This window comes from Tenacibaculum sp. FZY0031 (assembly GCF_036350695.1).
In the GTDB taxonomy this organism is placed as follows: Bacteria; Bacteroidota; Bacteroidia; order Flavobacteriales; family Flavobacteriaceae; genus Polaribacter.
This window is the reverse complement of the sequence record NZ_JAZDVY010000011.1, coordinates 36565-54843: the sequence shown is the minus strand read 5'-3', so window position 1 is coordinate 54843 and position 18279 is coordinate 36565. Positions and strand designations below refer to the sequence as shown.

Sequence of the window (18279 nt, the reverse complement as noted above, 5' to 3'; positions counted from 1 at the left end):
TAAAATTAAAAGCGTAATAAGTACAAGTAAAGAATTACTTATTTGTAAAAAAATAAGATATTCATAGTAAAATTTGTATTTTTAACCCGTTAACTATTTAAAATTAATTATAACAAAATGAAAAAAGTAGTAAATATCCTAACTATTACAGGATTTATGTTTTTAGGAGCTATTCAATCAACTTATGCTCAAGAAGCTGAGAAAACTTTTCACCAAGAGTTAAAGCAACGTTTTATTGAAGGAGACCCTAAGTTTATGGGAATTGTATTGGTAGCCTTAATTTTAGGTTTAGCTATTGCAATTGAAAGAATTATTTATTTAAACATGGCTACAACTAATACTAAAAAATTAGTAGCTAGCGTTGACGAAGCATTAAGTTCAGGTGGTGTAGAAGCTGCTAAAGAAGTTTGTAGAAATACAAAAGGTCCTGTTGCCTCTATTTTTTATCAAGGTTTAGAAAGAGCTGATGAAGGATTAGATGCTGCTGAAAAAGCTGTAGTAGGATACGGTGGAGTACAAATGGGATTATTAGAGAAAAACGTTTCTTGGTTATCTTTATTTATCGCTTTAGCACCAATGTTAGGATTCATGGGAACTGTAATTGGTATGATTGATGCATTTGATAGAATTGCTGTAGCAAACGATATTTCTCCAGCCGTAGTAGCAGGTGGTATTAAAATTGCATTATTAACAACAGTATTTGGTCTTATCGTAGCGATTATTTTACAAATTTTCTATAACTACATTATTTCGAAGATTGATAGTATCGTTAACAACATGGAAGACGCATCTATCTCTTTAATCGATTTATTAGCTAAGTATAAAAAATAATCAATCAATATGAATAGTAAAATATTAACATTACTAGTAGCTGCAATTTCACTTATCGGTGCTGCATTGTTCTTAAATGTAGCTAGAATAGATAAAGAAGATGTAGAGGCAGTATCAAGTGCCGTATCTCCTTTAGTAACTTATTCTTACTGGTTATTGATTGGAGTGGTAGTAACAGCAGTTGCAGCCTCAATGTGGGGGATGTTTAAAAACCCTGCAGCATTAAAAAAGGTATTATTAGGTGTTTTAGCATTAGCAGTTCTTTTTGCTGTATCTTATTTCTTGTCTTCAGATGCACAAGTAATTGGAGCAGATGGAGGAGAATTAGCAGCTCAAGGAAGTACATCTAAATGGGTAGGAACAGGAATTACATACAGCATTATCCTAGGAGGAATTGCTGGTGCATTCTTTGTTTGGGATTTATTAAAAGGAATCGTTAAATCGTAAGTTAGTATGGCAAGAAGAGAAAACCCAGAAATTAATGCAGGTTCGATGGCAGATATTGCCTTCTTGCTACTTATCTTTTTCCTTGTAACAACTACAATGGATGTTGATTCAGGTATCCCTAAAAAGTTAGCTGAAAAGACTGATGTAAAGCCACCAATTATTAAAGAAAAAAATATTTTTCAAGTTAGTATCAACCGAAATAATCAACTTTTAGTTGAAGATCAGGTAATGGAGTTGAAAGACTTAAAAGATGCGGCTATGAAATTTATTGATAATGGTGGGGGTATTGGGAACCCAATGCCAGGAATGGAAGCAGGAACTACTTGTAATTACTGTAAAGGTGATAAGGATCCTGAATCATCAGATCATCCAACTAAAGCAGTAATCTCTGTTGAGAGTGATAGAGGTACTGAGTATGGTACGTATGTAGCTGTACAAAATGAATTGTTAAGAGCTTACACAGAGTTGCGTAACAGATTATGCCAAGAAAAATATGGTATGAGCTTTACAGAGTTAGAGCAAGCTTTTAAAGACAGCGCAAGAAAAGATGAGTCATTAAGAAAGAAAGTTGAAGATATCAAGGCGAGTTACCCTCAAATTATTTCCGATACAGACCCAACAAATGTTCAATAATAGTAAAACAATAGAGTATGTCTAAATTTAAAAAGAAGAAAAAAGGATTGCCAGCAGTATCTACGGCATCTTTACCAGATATTGTTTTCATGTTATTATTCTTCTTCATGGTAACTACTACCATGAGAGAAACAGATTTACAGATTGATTCACCTCGTTTACCAAGTGCAAGTGAAGTAAAAAAGCTTGAGCGTAAAAGTTTAGTGAGTACAATTTATGTTGGTAAAGCTAAAGACCCAAAGTATGGTACAGGATATAACAGAATACAGTTAAACGACAAAATAGCTACTCCTGAAGAAGTACCGTCGTTTATTTATCTTGAAAGAGATAATGTTTCTGAATTAGAAGTACCATTTATGACAACTTCTATAAAAGCAGATAGAGAATCGAGTGTAGGTACCTTAGCCGATATTCGTGAGAAGTTAAGAGATGTTAACGCTCTTAAATTAAGTTTATCTACTCACAAGGGAGATGTTATTAAGAAGTAATTACTTTTAAATAAAACAAAAAGAGCAATCAATAGATTGCTCTTTTTTTATACCAAAAAGGTATCTTTATCGTTAGATAATTATCTATGAAGTATATCGTAAGTTTTTTAGTGTTTTTTCTGTCATTTAGTGTTTTTTGTCAGAAAGATTCTTTGCAGTTAGGAGATAAGTATTGGGAAGATCAATTGTATATTGATATTACCTATAACTTATTACAAGACCAGCCAGAAGGAGTAGGCAGAACGAGCTTTTCTTACGGACTTGGAGCAGGTTATATGAAAGACATACCCTTTAACAGGAAAGGAAGAACCGCTATTGCCATTGGTTTAGGCTATAGTTATGACTCTTTTAGCCATGAATTAAAAGTATTAGAAGGAGATGTAAAAGAGTACGAAACAGACCCTGCTATATCATCAAATAAAATAAAACTTCACAATTTAGAAGTGCCTATTCAGTTTAGATGGCGCTCTTCAGATGCAAATACCTATTCTTTTTGGCGTTTTTACGCAGGATTGAAAGTTTCTTATAATTTGAGTAATACTTTTAGGTATGATTCTCCCACGGGGCAAGTTAGTTTTTCAGCTGTTGAAAAGTACAATAAATGGCAAACAGGAGTAACTTTATCTGCGGGTTACGGCACATTTAATTTCCATGTATATTACGGATTGTCACCAATGTTTAAGGATGTAACTTTAAATGGAAAATCAATAGACAGCAAAATAGTTAAACTGGGGCTAAGTTTTTATTTATTATAATATATAATACGCTATAAAAGGGCTACATAAGCCAATAAAAAAGCCTAAGTATACTTCTCTTACATTGTGGGCTTTTAAATACAGTCTAGAGCTAGCAAGAAGACCAGCTAATAAAATAAAAGTTATAATAACAGGAAGTACATAAACAGTTTGTATTTGTTGGAATAACAAGAAATAGCCAACAGCGACTCCCATAGATAGCAAATGAAGGCTTCCTTTGATATTAAAGGGAAATAGTAAATATATTAAGCCTAAACCAAATACAGTTCCGTAAAACAGGTAACAGATATCTTTTACAATACTCATGCTGGCAAACATTTTTCCTAAAATTAAAAATAAAGTCATCATAAAAAAAATAGGAAACTTCCTTTCACGGATACTGTGTACTCGAAAAGATTTTATATAACCAAGAGATTTTAAAAAAACTAACAATAACATTGGTATAAAGTAGGTAGCTACAAAAACTATTGCCAATATAGTGTATTGCTGTTGTTTGTTTAAATTGATTGGCGATAACAAGAAATACAAAATAATCCCTATAGTTGGCATTACAATAGGGTGGAGCACGGTTGATATGAATTTATGCCAATGCATTAAATTTCTTTACGTAATCTTGCGACAGGAATGTCTAATTGTTCACGATATTTAGCGACTGTTCTTCTGGCGATAGGGTACCCTTTTTCTTTTAAAATTTTAGATAACTTTTCGTCGGTAAGAGGTTTTCGCTTGTCTTCCTCTTTAATAACTGTTTCTAGGATTTTTTTAATTTCTCTAGTTGATACATCTTCTCCTTGGTCGTTTTTCATCGATTCAGAAAAGAATTCCTTAATCAACTTTGTACCATAAGGTGTAGAGACATATTTGCTGCTAGCAACACGAGAAACTGTTGATACATCCATACCAATTTCATCAGCAATATCTTTTAAAATCATAGGTTTTAACTTACGTTCATCCCCCGTTAAAAAATACTCTTCTTGACGATGCATAATCGCATTCATAGTTACCAAAAGGGTCTGTTGTCGTTGTTTTATAGCGTCAATAAACCATTTTGCAGCATCTAATTTTTGTTTTATAAACAGTACCGCATCTTTTTGTGATTTAGTTTTCTCTTTGGCATCTTGGTATCCTTTTAACATGTTGTTGTATTCTCTCGAAACATGCAATTCTGGAGCATTACGAGCATTTAACGTTAAGTCTAAGTTGCCATCAATAATTCTTATTGAAAAATCAGGAACTATTTGCTCTGCGATTTTATTATTTCCAGCGTAAGAACTTCCAGGTTTTGGATTTAACTTGCTTATTTCGCTAATAACCTCTTTTAATTGTTCTTCAGAAATACCGAATTTTTCTAGAAGCTTCTTGTAGTGTTTTTTTACAAAATGATCAAAAGCCTCTTCCAAAACTCTTATAGCTAGTGCCCTGTTTTCACTTTCAGATTTAGCTTTTAATTGAATAATTAAACACTCTTTTAAATTCAAAGCACCAACACCAGTAGGGTCTAACTTTTGAACAACATTTACCAAAACACCTTGTACCTTTTCCTCATCAGTAAAAACATTTTGGGTAAAAGCTAAGTCGTCAACCAAATCTATAATATCTCTACGGATATAACCGCTATCATCAATACTACCTACTAGAAATTCAGCAATAGCTCGTTCTTCTTCATCAATTCTAAAAGTATTTAATTGATTTTTTAAAGATTGATGAAAACTAGTACCGGCTGCATAAGGAACCTGTTTGTCTTCATCATCTGATGAATAGTTGTTGGTTTGCGTTTTATAACTAGGGTATTCATCATCGCTTAAATACTCATCAATGTTTATGTCTTCAGCATCTATTTTTTCATTGCCTGAATCGTCATAATCAACATCATTGGCTAAACTATCCTCAAAATTTTCAGGCTCGTCTTTACCAGTATCTAATGCGGGATTCTCTTCAATTTCTTGTTTCAAACGCTCTTCAAAAGCTTGCGTAGGCAACTGAATTAACTTCATCAACTGTATTTGTTGTGGAGATAATTTTTGAAGTAATTTTTGATGTAAACTTTGTTTTAGCATATATACAAAGATATGAAATAGGACAAAAAAAATCGCCATTCGTAAAGGAATGACGATTGATATTTATAAGTTTTATGTTTTTTTTAAAACTCAGCGTTTTGTGGTGTTCTTGGAAAAGGAATTACATCGCGAATATTACTCATTCCAGTAGCGAATAAAACTAAACGTTCAAAACCTAAACCAAAGCCAGAATGGACAGCTGTACCAAACTTACGAGTATCCAAATACCACCATAACTCTTCTTCAGGGATATTTAGTTCAGCCATTTTTTCCTTTAAAACCTCTAAGCGTTCTTCTCTTTCAGAGCCTCCTACCATTTCTCCAATTCCAGGGAATAACACATCCATAGCACGTACGGTTTTACCGTCTTCATTCAAACGCATGTAAAACGCTTTTATATTTGCTGGATAATCAAATAAAATTACAGGGCATTTAAAGTGCTTTTCTACTAAATAACGTTCGTGTTCAGATTGTAAATCAACCCCCCATTCGTTAACAGGAAACTGAAATTTCTTCTTCTTATTAGGCTTCGAGTTTCTTAAAATGTCAATAGCTTCTGTGTAGCTTACTCGTTTGAAGTTATTGTCTACAACAAATCGTAATTTTTCTAGTAGGCCCATTTCACTACGTTGTGCTTGAGGTTTGGTTTTTTCCTCTTGTGCTAAGCGATTGTTTAAGAAAGCTAAATCGTCTTTACAATTCTCTAATACATAGTGTAATACGTATTTAATAAAGTCTTCAGAAAGATCCATGTTCGCATCTAAATCGTTAAAAGCTACCTCAGGTTCAATCATCCAAAATTCGGCTAAATGACGCGTTGTATTTGAATTTTCAGCTCTAAAAGTAGGACCAAAGGTATAAATTTTACCTAAGGCCATGGCATAGGTTTCACCTTCTAACTGACCAGAAACGGTTAAGTTGGTTTCTTTTCCAAAGAAATCTTTAGAATAATCAATTTCACCTTCTTCGTTTACAGGAGCTTTGTTTGCTTCAAACTGAGTTACTTTAAACATTTCACCAGCACCTTCAGCATCAGAACCTGTAATAATTGGGGTATTTACATAGTAAAACCCATTTTGCTGAAAATATTGGTGTACAGCAAATGATAATGCTGAACGCAAACGCATTACAGCACTAAAAGTATTCGTTCTTACGCGTAAATGTGCATTTTCACGTAGAAACTCTAAACTATGTTTTTTAGGCTGAATTGGATACTCATCAGGATTAGAATCTCCTAAGATTTCTATGCTTGTTACTTGAACTTCTACTGTTTGTCCTTTACCTTGACTTTCAACTAAAGTACCTTGAATGCTTACCGCAGCTCCAGTATTTATTCTTTTTAATAAAGTTTCGTCGGTATTTTCAAAATCTACAACACACTGAATATTATTAATAGTAGAACCGTCATTTAGAGCAATAAAGCGATTGCTTCTAAAAGTTCTTACCCATCCTTTTACGTGTACTTCTTGTAAAAATTTGTCAGATTGTAATAAATCTTTAACGCTACTTCTTTTCATGTCTTTATATCTTCAATAAAATCAAGCAAAGATACTTTTTTGCTGTTAATAAGCAATAAAGAGAACCAAGAATAAAGAGCTAACTTTTACCAGTTAAGCTCGATAGAAAAAAGAAGTGCTTTTAAGTGCATATAGCTCCTCTAGAGCATTGGTAATTAAGTTCAAATTATTTGTCTTCTTTTGGGGGTAATATTTTAAACTTAGTTTCTTTTAAAACGTTCTTATTTGCGATTCTTTTCTCAAAAGAAAGTAGTAGAGAAGGTAACAATAGTAAGTTTGAAACCATAGCCAATAATAATGTAATTGAAACTAAACCTCCTAATGCGATGGTGCCTCCAAAACTTGAAACGGTAAACACTAAAAATCCAAAGAAAAGCACAATTGAGGTGTAGAACATGCTGACTCCAGTTTCTCTTAAAGCTGAGTAAACAGCAGGTTTTATTTTCCAGTTATTGGCTAATAATTCTTGTCTGTATTTTGCCAAAAAGTGAATAGTGTCATCTACTGAAATACCAAAGGCTATACTAAAAACTAATATGGTAGAGGGTTTTATAGGGATGTCAAAGAAGCCCATTAATCCACCAGTAATGAGTAGTGGTAGCATGTTAGGAATTAGTGAAATTAAAATCATTTGAGGTGAACGGAACATCCACGCCATAAAAATTGAGATTAATAGGATGGCCAATGATAATGAAATAACCAAGTTTTTTATTAGGTAGTTGGTACCTTTTAAAAAGACTAAGGCTTTACCTGTTAATGAAACGTCAAAATTTTCACTAGGAAACTGTTTGTTAATAACGGCTTGTAATCGCTCTTGGATAACATCCATTTTATCGGTTCCTATATCTTTCATAAAGGTAGTTATACGTGCATAACGTCCAGTGCTATCAACAAAGTTCTTTAACATTCCAGAATTGCTATCAGAATTTTTTGTATAAGAGAAAATATAACTTTTCTCCTGACTTGTTGGAAGTTGATAGTATTTAGGATTTCCGTTATAATAGGCTTGTTTAGAGTATTTAACAAGGTTTGTGACAGAAATAGGCTTGGATAATTCAGGAAAAGTTTCAATAGTTTCGTTAAGTTTTTCCATCTTTTTTAAAGTAGAAAGCTTCATAACACCTTTTTCTTTTTTGGTGTCTATTAAAATTTCCAGAGGCATGATTCCTCCAAACTCATGCTCAAAAAACTTAATGTCTTTATAAAATTGTTTCCCTTTTGGCATGTCTTCAATCAAACTGCCTGATACACGAATCATATATAACCCAATCATACTAAAAATGATTATGGAAACTGTGGTAATGTAAATAGCAATTCGTTGTTTTTTTACCATGCGTTCCATCCAAGAAACAACATTTCCCATCCATTTTTTTTCCAAATGGTTTAAGTGTTTTTTCTCAGGAAGCGGCATAAAACTATATATAATCGGAATAATTAATAGCGCAAGAACAAAGATGCTAATGATGTTTACAGAGGCCAAAACACCAAACTCTCGCATTAGTCTACTTTTAACAAATATAAAAGTAGCAAAACCAGAAGCGGTAGTAATGTTGGTCATTAATGTGGCATTTCCAACTTTTGAAATTACCCGTTGTAATGATTTTGCTTGGTTTCCGTGTTTTTTTACTTCTTGTTGATACTTATTAATTAGAAAAACTGCATTAGGTACACCAATTACAATGATTAAAGGTGGAATTAAAGCTGATAATACCGTAATTTCATAACGGAATAAGCCCATAAAACCAAAAGCCCAAGTAACTCCAATACTTACTACTAGTAAGGTAATAAAAGTTGCTCTGAACGAACGAAAAAAGAAGAAAAAGATGATGGCAGTTATTAATAGTGCTCCAATAACAAAAATTCCCATCTCATCAGTAATATTCTGAGAGTTTAAGGTCCTAATGTATGGCATACCAGAAACACGAACGTCTATTTGATGGTCTTTTTCAAAAGAGTTTATGGTTGGAATTAACACATCAAAAACAAAATCCTTACGAATAGGTGTGTTTACGATGTCTTTATTTAAATAAATGGCTGTTTGTAAAGTACCTTTATCGTTGTATAATAGGTTGTTGTAAAACGGGAGTTTTTCAAAAAGTTGCTTTTTAATATTTTTGATTTCTGCATCGGTTGAAGGTGCTTCTTCAAAAAGTGGTTCAACAACAAATTTTCGTTGCTTTCTGTCGGCTTTTAATTGTTGAACATCAGCAACAGAAACGGTAAAGTCTACCTGAGGTAAACTGTCTAAATCTTTAACAAGTTTGTTCCATGCATTAAATTTAGTAGGGGTAAATATTGTAGAATCTTTTACACCTAAGATAATGAGGTTTCCCTCTTCACCAAAAATTTCTAAGAACTTATTGTATTCAATGTTAACCTCATGGTCGGTAGGAAGTAAATTCGCTTCTGTGTAGGAGAAGCGCATATATTTCATCTGAGTGACTAAAAGCCCTGTAATTATAGCAATAGTAATTAAAACTAAGTAACGATTTCGCAATAAGAACCCTGCGATTTTAGTCCAAAAAGTCATCCAAAAAAAATTTCAGCAAAGTTATGTTAAATGAATTAATTAAACGAAAAAAAGAGCGTCATATGACGCTCTTTTTTAACGATTTCTTAAAAGAAGTTATACTGTCATAATTTCTTTTTCTTTAACAGCGAGCTTTTCATCAATTACTTTTACATAATTGTCAGTTAATTTCTGAACATCTGCCTCAGCATTTTTCTTCATATCGTCAGAAATTTCTACCTTTTTAATTTCGTTATTTGCATCTTTTCGAGCATTACGAACACCTACTTTAGCGTGTTCAGCTTCGGCTTTAGCTTGTTTCGCTAATCCTATACGACGTTCTTCTGTTAACGGAGGCACATTAATAATAATGTTTTCCCCATTGTTCATTGGATTGAATCCAATGTTTGCAAGCATGATAGCCTTCTCAATTTCTTGTAACATATTTTTTTCCCAAGGTTGAACAGATATCGTTCTAGCATCAGGAGTGTTTACGTTTGCAACTTGTGATAATGGCGTTTGAGAACCGTAGTAATCTACCATAATTGTGCTTAACATAGCAGGAGTAGCCCTACCAGCTCTAATTCCTGCCAATTCTTTTTCTAAGTGGCTAATGGCTTTATCCATAGCCTCTTTTGTCGAATCTAAAATAAAATCAATCTCTTCGTTCATTTTGTTCGTATTTAAAACCTCAAATAAGTTGAGGGTAACTTTTCGGTTTATTCGTTATCAACTATTGTTCCAATGTTTTCTCCAGAAACAAGCTTTAAAAGATTTCCTTGCTTGTTCATATCAAAAACAATAATTGGTAATTTGTTTTCTTCGCTCAAGGTAAAAGCTGTCATATCCATTACTTTCAGTCCTTTTTCAATAACGTCTTTAAAAGTAATGTTTTCATATTTAACAGCATCTTTATCTTTTTCAGGGTCAGCTGTATAAATACCATCAACACGGGTACCTTTTAAAATAGCATCTGCATTAATTTCAATAGCTCTTAATACAGCTGCTGTATCGGTTGTAAAATACGGATTTCCTGTTCCTCCACCAAAAATTACTACGCGTCCTTTTTCTAAGTGACGATTAGCACGACGTTTTATATATGGTTCTGCAATTTCTTTAATTTCAATTGCAGTTTGTAAACGCGTGTGAATTCCTTGATCTTCTAAGGCACTTTGTAAAGCCAATCCATTAATACAAGTAGCTAACATTCCCATATGGTCGCCTTGTACGCGGTCCATACCTTGGCTAGCCCCTGCAACTCCTCTAAAAATATTTCCACCACCAATTACAATGGCTACTTCTATTCCTTTATCTATAACTTGTTTTATCTCTTGGGCATACTCTTTAAGTCTGTTTGGGTCAATTCCATATTGACGTTCACCCATTAGTGCCTCACCACTTAATTTTAAAAGAATTCTTTTGTATTGCATTTGTTTTGTTGAAAGTTGTGCAAAATTAATGAAATTTTTAAGAAGTGATTTAAACTTTTTTTGAAAACCTGAATTATTAAAGAATTAAACAAAAAGAGGTTGCCTTTACTTTTAGACAACCTCTTCTTACATTTAGAAATTTTTATTTTTATTCTTTGATTATTTTTTCTGAAAACACTTCTCCTTCAATAGAGACTTTTACTATATAAGTCCCTGATTTTTTTCTAGAAATATCTATTTCTGTCGGGTTTTCTTTAAAAATAGTTCCTTTATAAATTAGATTTCCTGATAAATCTATCACCTCTAAGACTCCTTCTTTTTCATTATTTGTCATAGAAACGTTAAAGATGCCTTGATTTGGGTTAGGGTAGATATTAATTATTAAACTTTCTGTGCTAACCCCTTCTGATTTTTCACAATATTCAATTAAAAAGAGACGATGAATAACTGAAACATTTCCAGCTAAATCAATAACTCTGAAGGTAAATAAATAATACTGACCATAATTTAAAGAACTTGCATAGTTTAAAATTTGCATATTGTTAGGGGCAGTACAATTATTGCAGAAGACTCCACTATACAAATCTTGTCCAGGTACCCAAGTGTTAATGTTTATTGGAGCTACTGCAATTTCAACCTTGTTTTCACAGGTGCTAGGTACTCCATTAAAAATTACATCATTTGGGTTGCAAAATACAGCTACAGGTAATGGTCCATATTTTGTCCAAACCTCTCGATCCATAAATTGTCCTTTAAATTCTCCAGCAGCAGTAACATTTCCATTACAATCAGTACATGAGAAGAATTGATGATGTTGATATGTGCCATAATTTATTTTGTCTGTTGTTACTAATAATTTACAGTCCTTAACACTAAGATTATATATATGGTCTTTAATCTCTGACGCTGGATAGTAGGTGTGTTCTAAATTGTTTGTAGAATTATAAAGACTTATATGTGGTGGTGTTCCTTGTAATGTTGAACTACCACTGGCAAAAAATGTTTTGTTCTGCTCTGTTACAACTACTCTTGGTTTAGGACCATTTACAGATTCAAGGACTGTAATTGTACCAGAAGCTGTCATACTATTTAGATAACCTGTGTAACTATTGGCAGGAACATCTGGTGGGTTTGAGATAAACATAATTCCACCATCCGTTCGAAGAGCTATGCTCTGACTGTCAGCCATCCCTGAAGAAATAGAACCACTGCTACTTCCTGATCCATAAAGAGGCTTACCCTGAAGATAGTATGTTTGTATAGGTGTTGCCGTTTGATTATTTGGATGGTAAAGAGCTTTTTTAATTTGACTATATTCGTTGGAATTATAATAGTACCCTCGATTATGTCCTATAATAAAGACATAGTCCTTCATATCCATAAAAATAGGCCAAAGACTGCCACTATTTGTACCTACTGTAGGAGATCTTGTGGCTGTACCTGGATATGAAACTTCCCATTCAGTTGCAGATAGCCAAAGTCCACCAATCCATTTAACAGGAAGAATTTTAACTTGACCATTATCCTTAACATTGCCTACTAATAAGTCTCCGTTAGGAGCAATTACAAAATCAGAAGGATTATCATTATAGAATACGACAAATTCATCAGACATTGATACTGAAGAACCGTTTTTAACAAATCGTCTTAAATAAGTTAATCTTTTAGCATCTTCTTCTGGTTCAGAAAGATAAGGGTGCGTTTCTCGTTGAACATATAATGCGTAAACAATATTTTCATCTCTAGGGTCAAATAAAATTTTAGTAAAAAAATGATTGTCATGTGAATAGTCTTCACTTTGTGCTAGAAGATTACCACCAAAATCAAAAAACCTTAAATCCCTTCGCCCTTTATTATTTCCTAAGAATTTAATGTACTGTCGAGATATAGCTATGTGTCTACCACTTGACGTTGCTCCAACAGTTTTATATTCAGTTTCGTTTGGTCCTGAGGAAACTGTTTCAAATGAAGATGTAGAGGTGAATTGTGCGTGTGTGTTGAATGTTAATAAGTTAACAAGTAGTAAGCTTATTATTTTTAATATATTTTTCATTTCTTTATAGCATTAGGTTAAAATTCAAAAAGAAGGATTAAGCTACCTGAGTTCGATTAATTTTAAGTATTGTTAGTTTTGATTATCAGTAGTTTAAATTTTATCAGTTAATCATCAGATAAAATCAAATTACCATATATCAGCGTTTTTAATAATCAGAACTCAGGGAGGTTATATTAGTTAACATTGTATAAAGTTTATGCAAAGTCACTTGAATACAAGTTACTTTCTCAAACAAAACGGTGACTAAGAGTGAGTTTAGGTCGAATTTTATTATTAGTAATCATAAATTAACGCCCAATCAGAAAATACAACGGTGTAGGGGTTGTTCCAAGGGTTTGGAGCAACAGGAGGCGTCCAATCTTCAACTCTACCTCTAATTTTCCAAGTGTAATTTTCTAATTTTTTAAGAGAACTGTATAGTGTTACTCTGTACAATTTTGTTAAACTACTAGTAGACATAACACTAGGTGTTTTCCAAGGATAACTGTAATTATTTAGGCTATTACCACATCTTTGTTTATAACTACAATTTTCGAAAGCAATGTATACACGTAAATCACTCCATGAGTTGGAATCGAAAATATTAACATCTGCTTCCAATTTAAACATGATTCCATATTTTTCATATCTAGATGTTGCACTCATGTTTGCATTTGAATTAATAGTTTTTATGTTTGTGGTATTGGATTTGTAATTAGCCTTTCTTGAACTACATCCAATTTTTTTATTTGATTTCGGGTCACCATTTTCTATTATTTTTATAACTTCATCAGAAGTAGAAAAAACTAGGATGTTTTTATTATTTATATTTTCAATAACAAGATCGGAATATTGTGAGTCATATTTTGCAGGCAAAACATATACTTTTTCTTCAATTAAATTTAATTTGTATAAAAATTTACCTATTTGAACAATTTGGTCTTGATTCAATATTTCACTTAAGATTTCATCTTTAATCAAATTTTCTAAATTATTTTCAGCTATGTATTTTGAATATGAAATATAATCTTGTGAAGACAATTCGAACTTGATATCTAGCTTAGTACTCTTTGATTTTTCTAAGCTTTTATTGCTTAAAGTTTCATTATTTGTTATTGTACTACTACTTATAAAGCGCTCATAATCTTCTGATGTTAGGAATATCAATTTTTTACCATCGGAATTAATTTGTATGGATTCTGATATATAATTATTAGAGTGAGGAGGCTGTATAATTTCTTCATTATTACAACTCATAAACATGATTCCCATTAAGACTAGGGATATGCTACTATAAACTAAATTTTTCATAATTAAAATTTTTTGATTGTTATTGTGCCAAATCTATTTTAATCATAAAAAATGAACCTTGATTTTATAAGGCTTTGTTACCGATAGGTATTAAAATAGTTACCAACGAAAACGGGGTTGGTACGAATACTAGCTATTTTAGGTACGAACTATTCGCGCTTAAAAATGAATATTTTGTAAGTTTTTAAGGTAGCTTTGACTTACAGGAAGTTGTAGGTCATCAATTTTTAGTTTGTCTTTAGATTTAGAAGTAATTTTATCTATTCGAACTATATACGAACGGTGGATGCGTATATATTCAAGTTTGTCGGGAATATGGCTCAGGAATTTTCCAATATTCATACGAACCGTATGTGTTTTACTTTTTGTAAAAACATCAATATAGTTCCCTGAAGATTTTATATACAGTATATCTTGCGATTTAATGCGTACTTCATTGCCGTTTTCTTTAAAAGAAAAATAGATGTCTTCTTTTCTTTTTAAATATTTTAAGAATACTCGTAACAATTCTCTTACAATGTCTTTATTATAGGTAAGCACTCGTATTCTAAAGAATACATAAATCAGAAAAAAAATACCCAAAGCACAAATCATCTTAAACCAGCCTGTTTTCCATAATGGAGGAAGAATGGTAAAAGAAAATGTAACTGTTTTTTCTGAACAGTTTTTATTGTTAAAACACATTTTAATTTCGAAAGTATAGTGGTTAGGAGGGAGTGAAGAAAAGTGAATTTTTCTGTCTTTGGTAGCAGTCCAAAACTCTTGATTGTTCAACCTGTATTGATAATGTAAATCTCCCTTATTTGCAAAAGAGATACCTTCCACAATAAAATCAATTTCATTCTCCTTGTAAGATAATGTGGCATTGTCTTTAATGCTGTCTTTCGGATTGTTATTTGTGTATGCTTTTTTTAGTTTAAAATAAGTGTTGTCAATTTTTTGGGGTGTGAGCTGGTTTTTTGAAAAAAAACATAACCCCTGTTTGGTTCCTGCCCAAACGGTATCGTTTATAATCTCAATATCTTCAATTTCATTACTCAATAACCCACTTTTTTTATCAATTCCATTAACTTGATAATGATTTTTACTAAAAATAATTCTATTTAAACCTTTGTTTGTACACAGCCATATGGTAGAGTCATTTTCAATAGATATTTCATTAATAATATTACTATATAATCCGTTTTTTTCGGTGATATTGTATGTGTGATTACCGTCACTAATAACCAAGCCTGCATTTTGAGTAGCAATATATAAGGTCTTTTTATTTTTACTGACATCTACATCGTCACTTCTAAAATTAAAAAGCTCCGATTTTTTTGATAAAGGAGTAATTTCACCGTTATTGAATTTAAAAATACCTAAAGGGGTACCAAGAATAGTGTCTTTGTTCCACAAAGTTACATCATGCACTCTAAAAGGTAATTTGTTGTTTATGGCAATAAGTTTATTGTTTTTTATTACATGAAAGCATTTATGTCTAGAGACAAAAATAGTGCTATCAATGGGTTCGGATAGTTTTAAAATATGTCCTTTAAGCAATGTTTTTTGGTTAGAGATATTTACAAAACCTTTCGCATTATAAAGATAAGTTTCATTAGATACAGAATCGTGTTCAACTAATGCACGCCGGAAGCCTCTCGATGCATCTAGTGTTATAGAGTTTCTATTTTTTAATAATTTTAGAATGTCACCATTATTGTATCCAACCAAAAGCTCTTTATTTTTTGTTTTTGCAAGGTTATTCACATGGATGTTGGTTTGGTCGGCAATATTATAGATGTTTACGGATGGATTTTTAACGTAGTATATCCCAGAATTTAAGGTTGTAAACCAGAAACCTCCCTCGTGATCTATTAATAAGTCGGTTACAGATTTTCCTTTTAAAAATGATTTTAAAATACGACCTTTCTTATTTATGATTTTCCCTCCTCCAAACTCATAACCAATAAAAAAATGTTCATTGTCAATAACTTTTAGAGCTATTGGAGAGTACTTATCTTTTATGAATATCTTGTTTTTATTTACAATAGATACTAGGCTGTCATTTATAAAAACACCGGTCTTTTGAGGTGTTAACCAATCAGCCATGATACGAGCATGGATGTACTTCGCAGATATCCTTTTTTGTATGTTGCTAGTGTCATTTGTTGTGAAAAAAAAAGAGGTAGCTGCAAAATGCGGAGATTTATCAAGTACGATTCTTTTTTTAGAAGAGAACTTTGTAATAAAATAGTCTTCGGAGGCATAATTATTTTTGATTTTGCCTTCTTGATCTATAATTAATTCGCCATTTATGTAGTGACCACCTATGTGTAAATTATTCGCCGCATCGATATAAACACTTTTTATTACACTGTCAAAGAATAAGTTTTGGGCGAGTATATTGTTGTACTTATAGGGTGTAAACCCTTTAAATAGTTCATCAAAATAAAAAAGAGATTTGTTATGATAAGAATAACACCATATTTGTCCATTTTTTTGTGGATAAAAGCGAAGCACTACGTTGCCTGTTAAACCGTCATTAGTGTCAAAGTTTTCAAATTCGTAACCATTATATTTAGATACTCCTTTGTCTGTAGCAAACCAAATATATCCTTCTTTACTTTGATAAGCGTCGTATACTTGAGAGCTTGGTAACCCTTCATCTACCCCTAATTTTTCATAAATAAATTCTTGACCAAGGCAAACGGTGCTAATTAGTGTAATTAATGAAAATATGAAGGTGTTTTTATAGCTGAGCATTAGGGAGGTAAAATAGGTGTTCTTGGAAGGGTTATGAGGTGTTTTTCTGATGAAGTTTTATGACTAAACTTTGGGAAAGTTCCAATTTCTATAGAATAGATTTGAGAGCAGGTATCATAATGTGTTTCGATTTCATTTTCAATTGTTTTAGGGGGCGTTTTTTTAGCCACTTAAATGTATAAATTATTGATATATAATAGAAATAAATTTCAATTATTATGAAAAGTGTGGAGTGGATTTACCTATGAGTTTATAGGTATATAGGAAAAAGCCTTGTTAAATATGGATATTACAGTTGGCTAATTGGGGATGAGGAGTATAAGAAAATGCTTTTATTTATAGCTTTTGAATAAAAAGCGATTGTTTAATTTTTATTTGATATAGCATAGGAGCAAGTGAATGGAAAGTAAAATAATAAAGGGTCTTCCAAAAAAAAACCATCCAAAAAATGGATGGTTTTATATAATATAATTGTTGAGAATTATCCTAAAGTAACTCTTACGAAGTTTTTAACTTCAACGTCACCATAAGAAGAAACATATTCAGCAACTGTTTTCTTTTCGTCTTTAATAAACTTTTGATCTAATAAACATTGTTCTTGATCTAAAGTTGTATTGTCAGAGATAAATCTTTCCATTTTACCTGGTAAGATTTTGTCCCAGATTTGTTCTGGTTTACCTTCAGCTTTTAATTGCTCTTTAGCTTCCTCTTCAGCTTTAGCTATAGCTTCCTCAGTTAACTGTAAACGAGAAACGAATTGAGGAACATTTTTTAAAGTTTTACCTAAACGTACTAACTCTTCGTTGTCTTTTTTAATCGCAGCGATTCTAGCTTCAGTTTCAGAAGCTACAAATGCAGGATCAAAATCTTTGTAAGATAAAGTAGTTGCTCCCATTGAAGCAGCTTGCATCGCTAAGTCTTTAGTTAACTCAGCAGCGTTATCTACAGCAGCAGTTAAACCTACCATTGCAGCAATTTTACCAACGTGAGTATAAGCTCCTACGTATGGTGCTTCAATTCTTTCGAAAGCAGTGATATCGATTTTCTCACCGATAACTCCTGTTTGCTCGATTAATTTTTCAGCAACAGTTACACCACCAAAATCAGCAGCTAAGAACTCTTCTTTTGTTTTGTGGTTAAAAGCGATGTCAACAAATTCTTGCGCTAAAGCTTTGAATGAATCGTTTTTAGCTACAAAATCTGTTTCACATGCTAATACGATAGCAACACCATATGTGTTGTCATCGCTAATTTTAGTGATTGCTACACCTTCAGTAGACTCACGATCTGCTCTTTTAGCAGCAATCTTTTGTCCTTTTTTACGTAAAATTTCAATAGCTTTATCAAAATCACCTTCAGCCTCTACTAATGCTTTTTTACAATCCATCATACCAGCTCCGGTAGTTTCTCTTAATTTTTTTACGTCTGCAGCGCTAATTTTTACTGACATTTCTATCGTTATTTTTTAGTTGTAAATATATTGTTGTACAAAGTTGTAAAAATTTAAAGGTTTCAATGTAA

At 32.2% G+C, this 18279-nt stretch carries 15 protein-coding genes; 5 read left to right on the top strand and 10 right to left on the bottom strand.

Translation table 11 applies throughout. The features are described from left to right. The first annotated feature begins 117 nt into the window (after nt 1–117). The 5 genes from V1T75_RS14910 to V1T75_RS14890 all read left to right on the top strand — a co-directional run bounded on the left by V1T75_RS14910 (nt 118) and on the right by V1T75_RS14890 (nt 3154). Nucleotides 118–831 carry a MotA/TolQ/ExbB proton channel family protein gene (locus V1T75_RS14910; protein WP_121146257.1) on the top strand — a complete coding sequence of 238 codons (714 nt, stop codon included), beginning with the start codon at nt 118–120 and terminating at the stop codon, nt 829–831. A gap of 9 nt (nt 832–840) precedes the next feature. Next, nucleotides 841–1278 carry a hypothetical protein gene (locus tag V1T75_RS14905; protein WP_099215732.1) on the top strand — a complete coding sequence of 146 codons (438 nt, stop codon included), beginning with the start codon at nt 841–843 and terminating at the stop codon, nt 1276–1278. 6 nt (nt 1279–1284) lie between these two features. Further along, the gene (locus V1T75_RS14900) at nt 1285–1911 is read left to right on the top strand and encodes an ExbD/TolR family protein (RefSeq protein WP_330489295.1); all 627 of its coding nucleotides are present in this window, start codon (nt 1285–1287) and stop codon (nt 1909–1911) included. 17 nt (nt 1912–1928) lie between these two features. Continuing rightward, the gene (locus tag V1T75_RS14895; protein ID WP_330489294.1) at nt 1929–2399 is read left to right on the top strand and encodes an ExbD/TolR family protein; all 471 of its coding nucleotides are present in this window, start codon (nt 1929–1931) and stop codon (nt 2397–2399) included. Nucleotides 2400–2485: 86 nt separating this feature from the next. Next, complete coding sequence (locus V1T75_RS14890) at nt 2486–3154, top strand: porin family protein (protein ID WP_330489293.1); 669 nt, start codon at nt 2486–2488, stop codon at nt 3152–3154. Here V1T75_RS14890 and V1T75_RS14885 read toward each other — a convergent pair. The 10 genes from V1T75_RS14885 to tsf form a co-directional block, all read right to left on the bottom strand. Continuing rightward, complete coding sequence (locus tag V1T75_RS14885) at nt 3149–3748, bottom strand: hypothetical protein (protein ID WP_330489292.1); 600 nt, start codon at nt 3746–3748, stop codon at nt 3149–3151. The genes V1T75_RS14890 and V1T75_RS14885 overlap by 6 nt on opposite strands. Beyond that, the gene (gene rpoN / locus V1T75_RS14880; protein ID WP_330489291.1) at nt 3748–5211 is read right to left on the bottom strand and encodes an RNA polymerase factor sigma-54; all 1464 of its coding nucleotides are present in this window, start codon (nt 5209–5211) and stop codon (nt 3748–3750) included. Before rpoN ends, V1T75_RS14885 begins: the two co-directional genes overlap by 1 nt. An 83-nt stretch (nt 5212–5294) precedes the next feature. Beyond that, complete coding sequence (gene asnS, locus V1T75_RS14875) at nt 5295–6728, bottom strand: asparagine--tRNA ligase (RefSeq protein WP_330489290.1); 1434 nt, start codon at nt 6726–6728, stop codon at nt 5295–5297. Between the two features lie 166 nt (nt 6729–6894). After that, on the bottom strand, nt 6895–9258 hold the full coding sequence (locus V1T75_RS14870) for an efflux RND transporter permease subunit (protein ID WP_330489289.1): 2364 nt from the start codon (nt 9256–9258) through the stop codon (nt 6895–6897). A gap of 96 nt (nt 9259–9354) precedes the next feature. Beyond that, entirely contained in the window at nt 9355–9909 is a 555-nt protein-coding gene (gene frr, locus V1T75_RS14865; protein ID WP_330489288.1) for a ribosome recycling factor, read from the bottom strand. A 47-nt stretch (nt 9910–9956) separates the two neighbouring features. After that, nucleotides 9957–10667, bottom strand: a complete 711-nt coding sequence (pyrH, locus tag V1T75_RS14860; protein ID WP_330489287.1) for a UMP kinase — start codon at nt 10665–10667, stop codon at nt 9957–9959. Between the two features lie 148 nt (nt 10668–10815). Beyond that, nucleotides 10816–12720: a T9SS type A sorting domain-containing protein gene (locus V1T75_RS14855; protein WP_330489286.1), complete on the bottom strand. Its 1905-nt coding sequence runs from the start codon at nt 12718–12720 to the stop codon at nt 10816–10818. Nucleotides 12721–12996: 276 nt separating this feature from the next. Beyond that, entirely contained in the window at nt 12997–14013 is a 1017-nt protein-coding gene (locus V1T75_RS14850) for a hypothetical protein (RefSeq protein WP_330489285.1), read from the bottom strand. A gap of 159 nt (nt 14014–14172) precedes the next feature. Further along, on the bottom strand, nt 14173–16758 hold the full coding sequence (locus V1T75_RS14845) for a ligand-binding sensor domain-containing protein (RefSeq protein ID WP_330489284.1): 2586 nt from the start codon (nt 16756–16758) through the stop codon (nt 14173–14175). 481 nt (nt 16759–17239) lie between these two features. After that, the gene (gene tsf / locus V1T75_RS14840) at nt 17240–18208 is read right to left on the bottom strand and encodes a translation elongation factor Ts (protein WP_330489283.1); all 969 of its coding nucleotides are present in this window, start codon (nt 18206–18208) and stop codon (nt 17240–17242) included. Between the last annotated feature and the right edge of the window lie 71 nt (nt 18209–18279).

What these genes read in the sequence shown, in the direction of transcription:
- V1T75_RS14910 (WP_121146257.1), top strand. Translation starts at nt 118, where the DNA reads ATGAAAAAAGTAGTAAATATCCTAACTATTACAGGATTTATGTTTTTA.
- V1T75_RS14905 (WP_099215732.1), top strand. Translation starts at nt 841, where the DNA reads ATGAATAGTAAAATATTAACATTACTAGTAGCTGCAATTTCACTTATC.
- V1T75_RS14900 (WP_330489295.1), top strand. Translation starts at nt 1,285, where the DNA reads ATGGCAAGAAGAGAAAACCCAGAAATTAATGCAGGTTCGATGGCAGAT.
- V1T75_RS14895 (WP_330489294.1), top strand. Translation starts at nt 1,929, where the DNA reads ATGTCTAAATTTAAAAAGAAGAAAAAAGGATTGCCAGCAGTATCTACG.
- V1T75_RS14890 (WP_330489293.1), top strand. Translation starts at nt 2,486, where the DNA reads ATGAAGTATATCGTAAGTTTTTTAGTGTTTTTTCTGTCATTTAGTGTT.
- V1T75_RS14885 (WP_330489292.1), bottom strand. Translation starts at nt 3,748, where the DNA reads ATGCATTGGCATAAATTCATATCAACCGTGCTCCACCCTATTGTAATG.
- rpoN (WP_330489291.1), bottom strand. Translation starts at nt 5,211, where the DNA reads ATGCTAAAACAAAGTTTACATCAAAAATTACTTCAAAAATTATCTCCA.
- asnS (WP_330489290.1), bottom strand. Translation starts at nt 6,728, where the DNA reads ATGAAAAGAAGTAGCGTTAAAGATTTATTACAATCTGACAAATTTTTA.
- V1T75_RS14870 (WP_330489289.1), bottom strand. Translation starts at nt 9,258, where the DNA reads ATGACTTTTTGGACTAAAATCGCAGGGTTCTTATTGCGAAATCGTTAC.
- frr (WP_330489288.1), bottom strand. Translation starts at nt 9,909, where the DNA reads ATGAACGAAGAGATTGATTTTATTTTAGATTCGACAAAAGAGGCTATG.
- pyrH (WP_330489287.1), bottom strand. Translation starts at nt 10,667, where the DNA reads ATGCAATACAAAAGAATTCTTTTAAAATTAAGTGGTGAGGCACTAATG.
- V1T75_RS14855 (WP_330489286.1), bottom strand. Translation starts at nt 12,720, where the DNA reads ATGAAAAATATATTAAAAATAATAAGCTTACTACTTGTTAACTTATTA.
- V1T75_RS14850 (WP_330489285.1), bottom strand. Translation starts at nt 14,013, where the DNA reads ATGAAAAATTTAGTTTATAGTAGCATATCCCTAGTCTTAATGGGAATC.
- V1T75_RS14845 (WP_330489284.1), bottom strand. Translation starts at nt 16,758, where the DNA reads ATGCTCAGCTATAAAAACACCTTCATATTTTCATTAATTACACTAATT.
- tsf (WP_330489283.1), bottom strand. Translation starts at nt 18,208, where the DNA reads ATGTCAGTAAAAATTAGCGCTGCAGACGTAAAAAAATTAAGAGAAACT.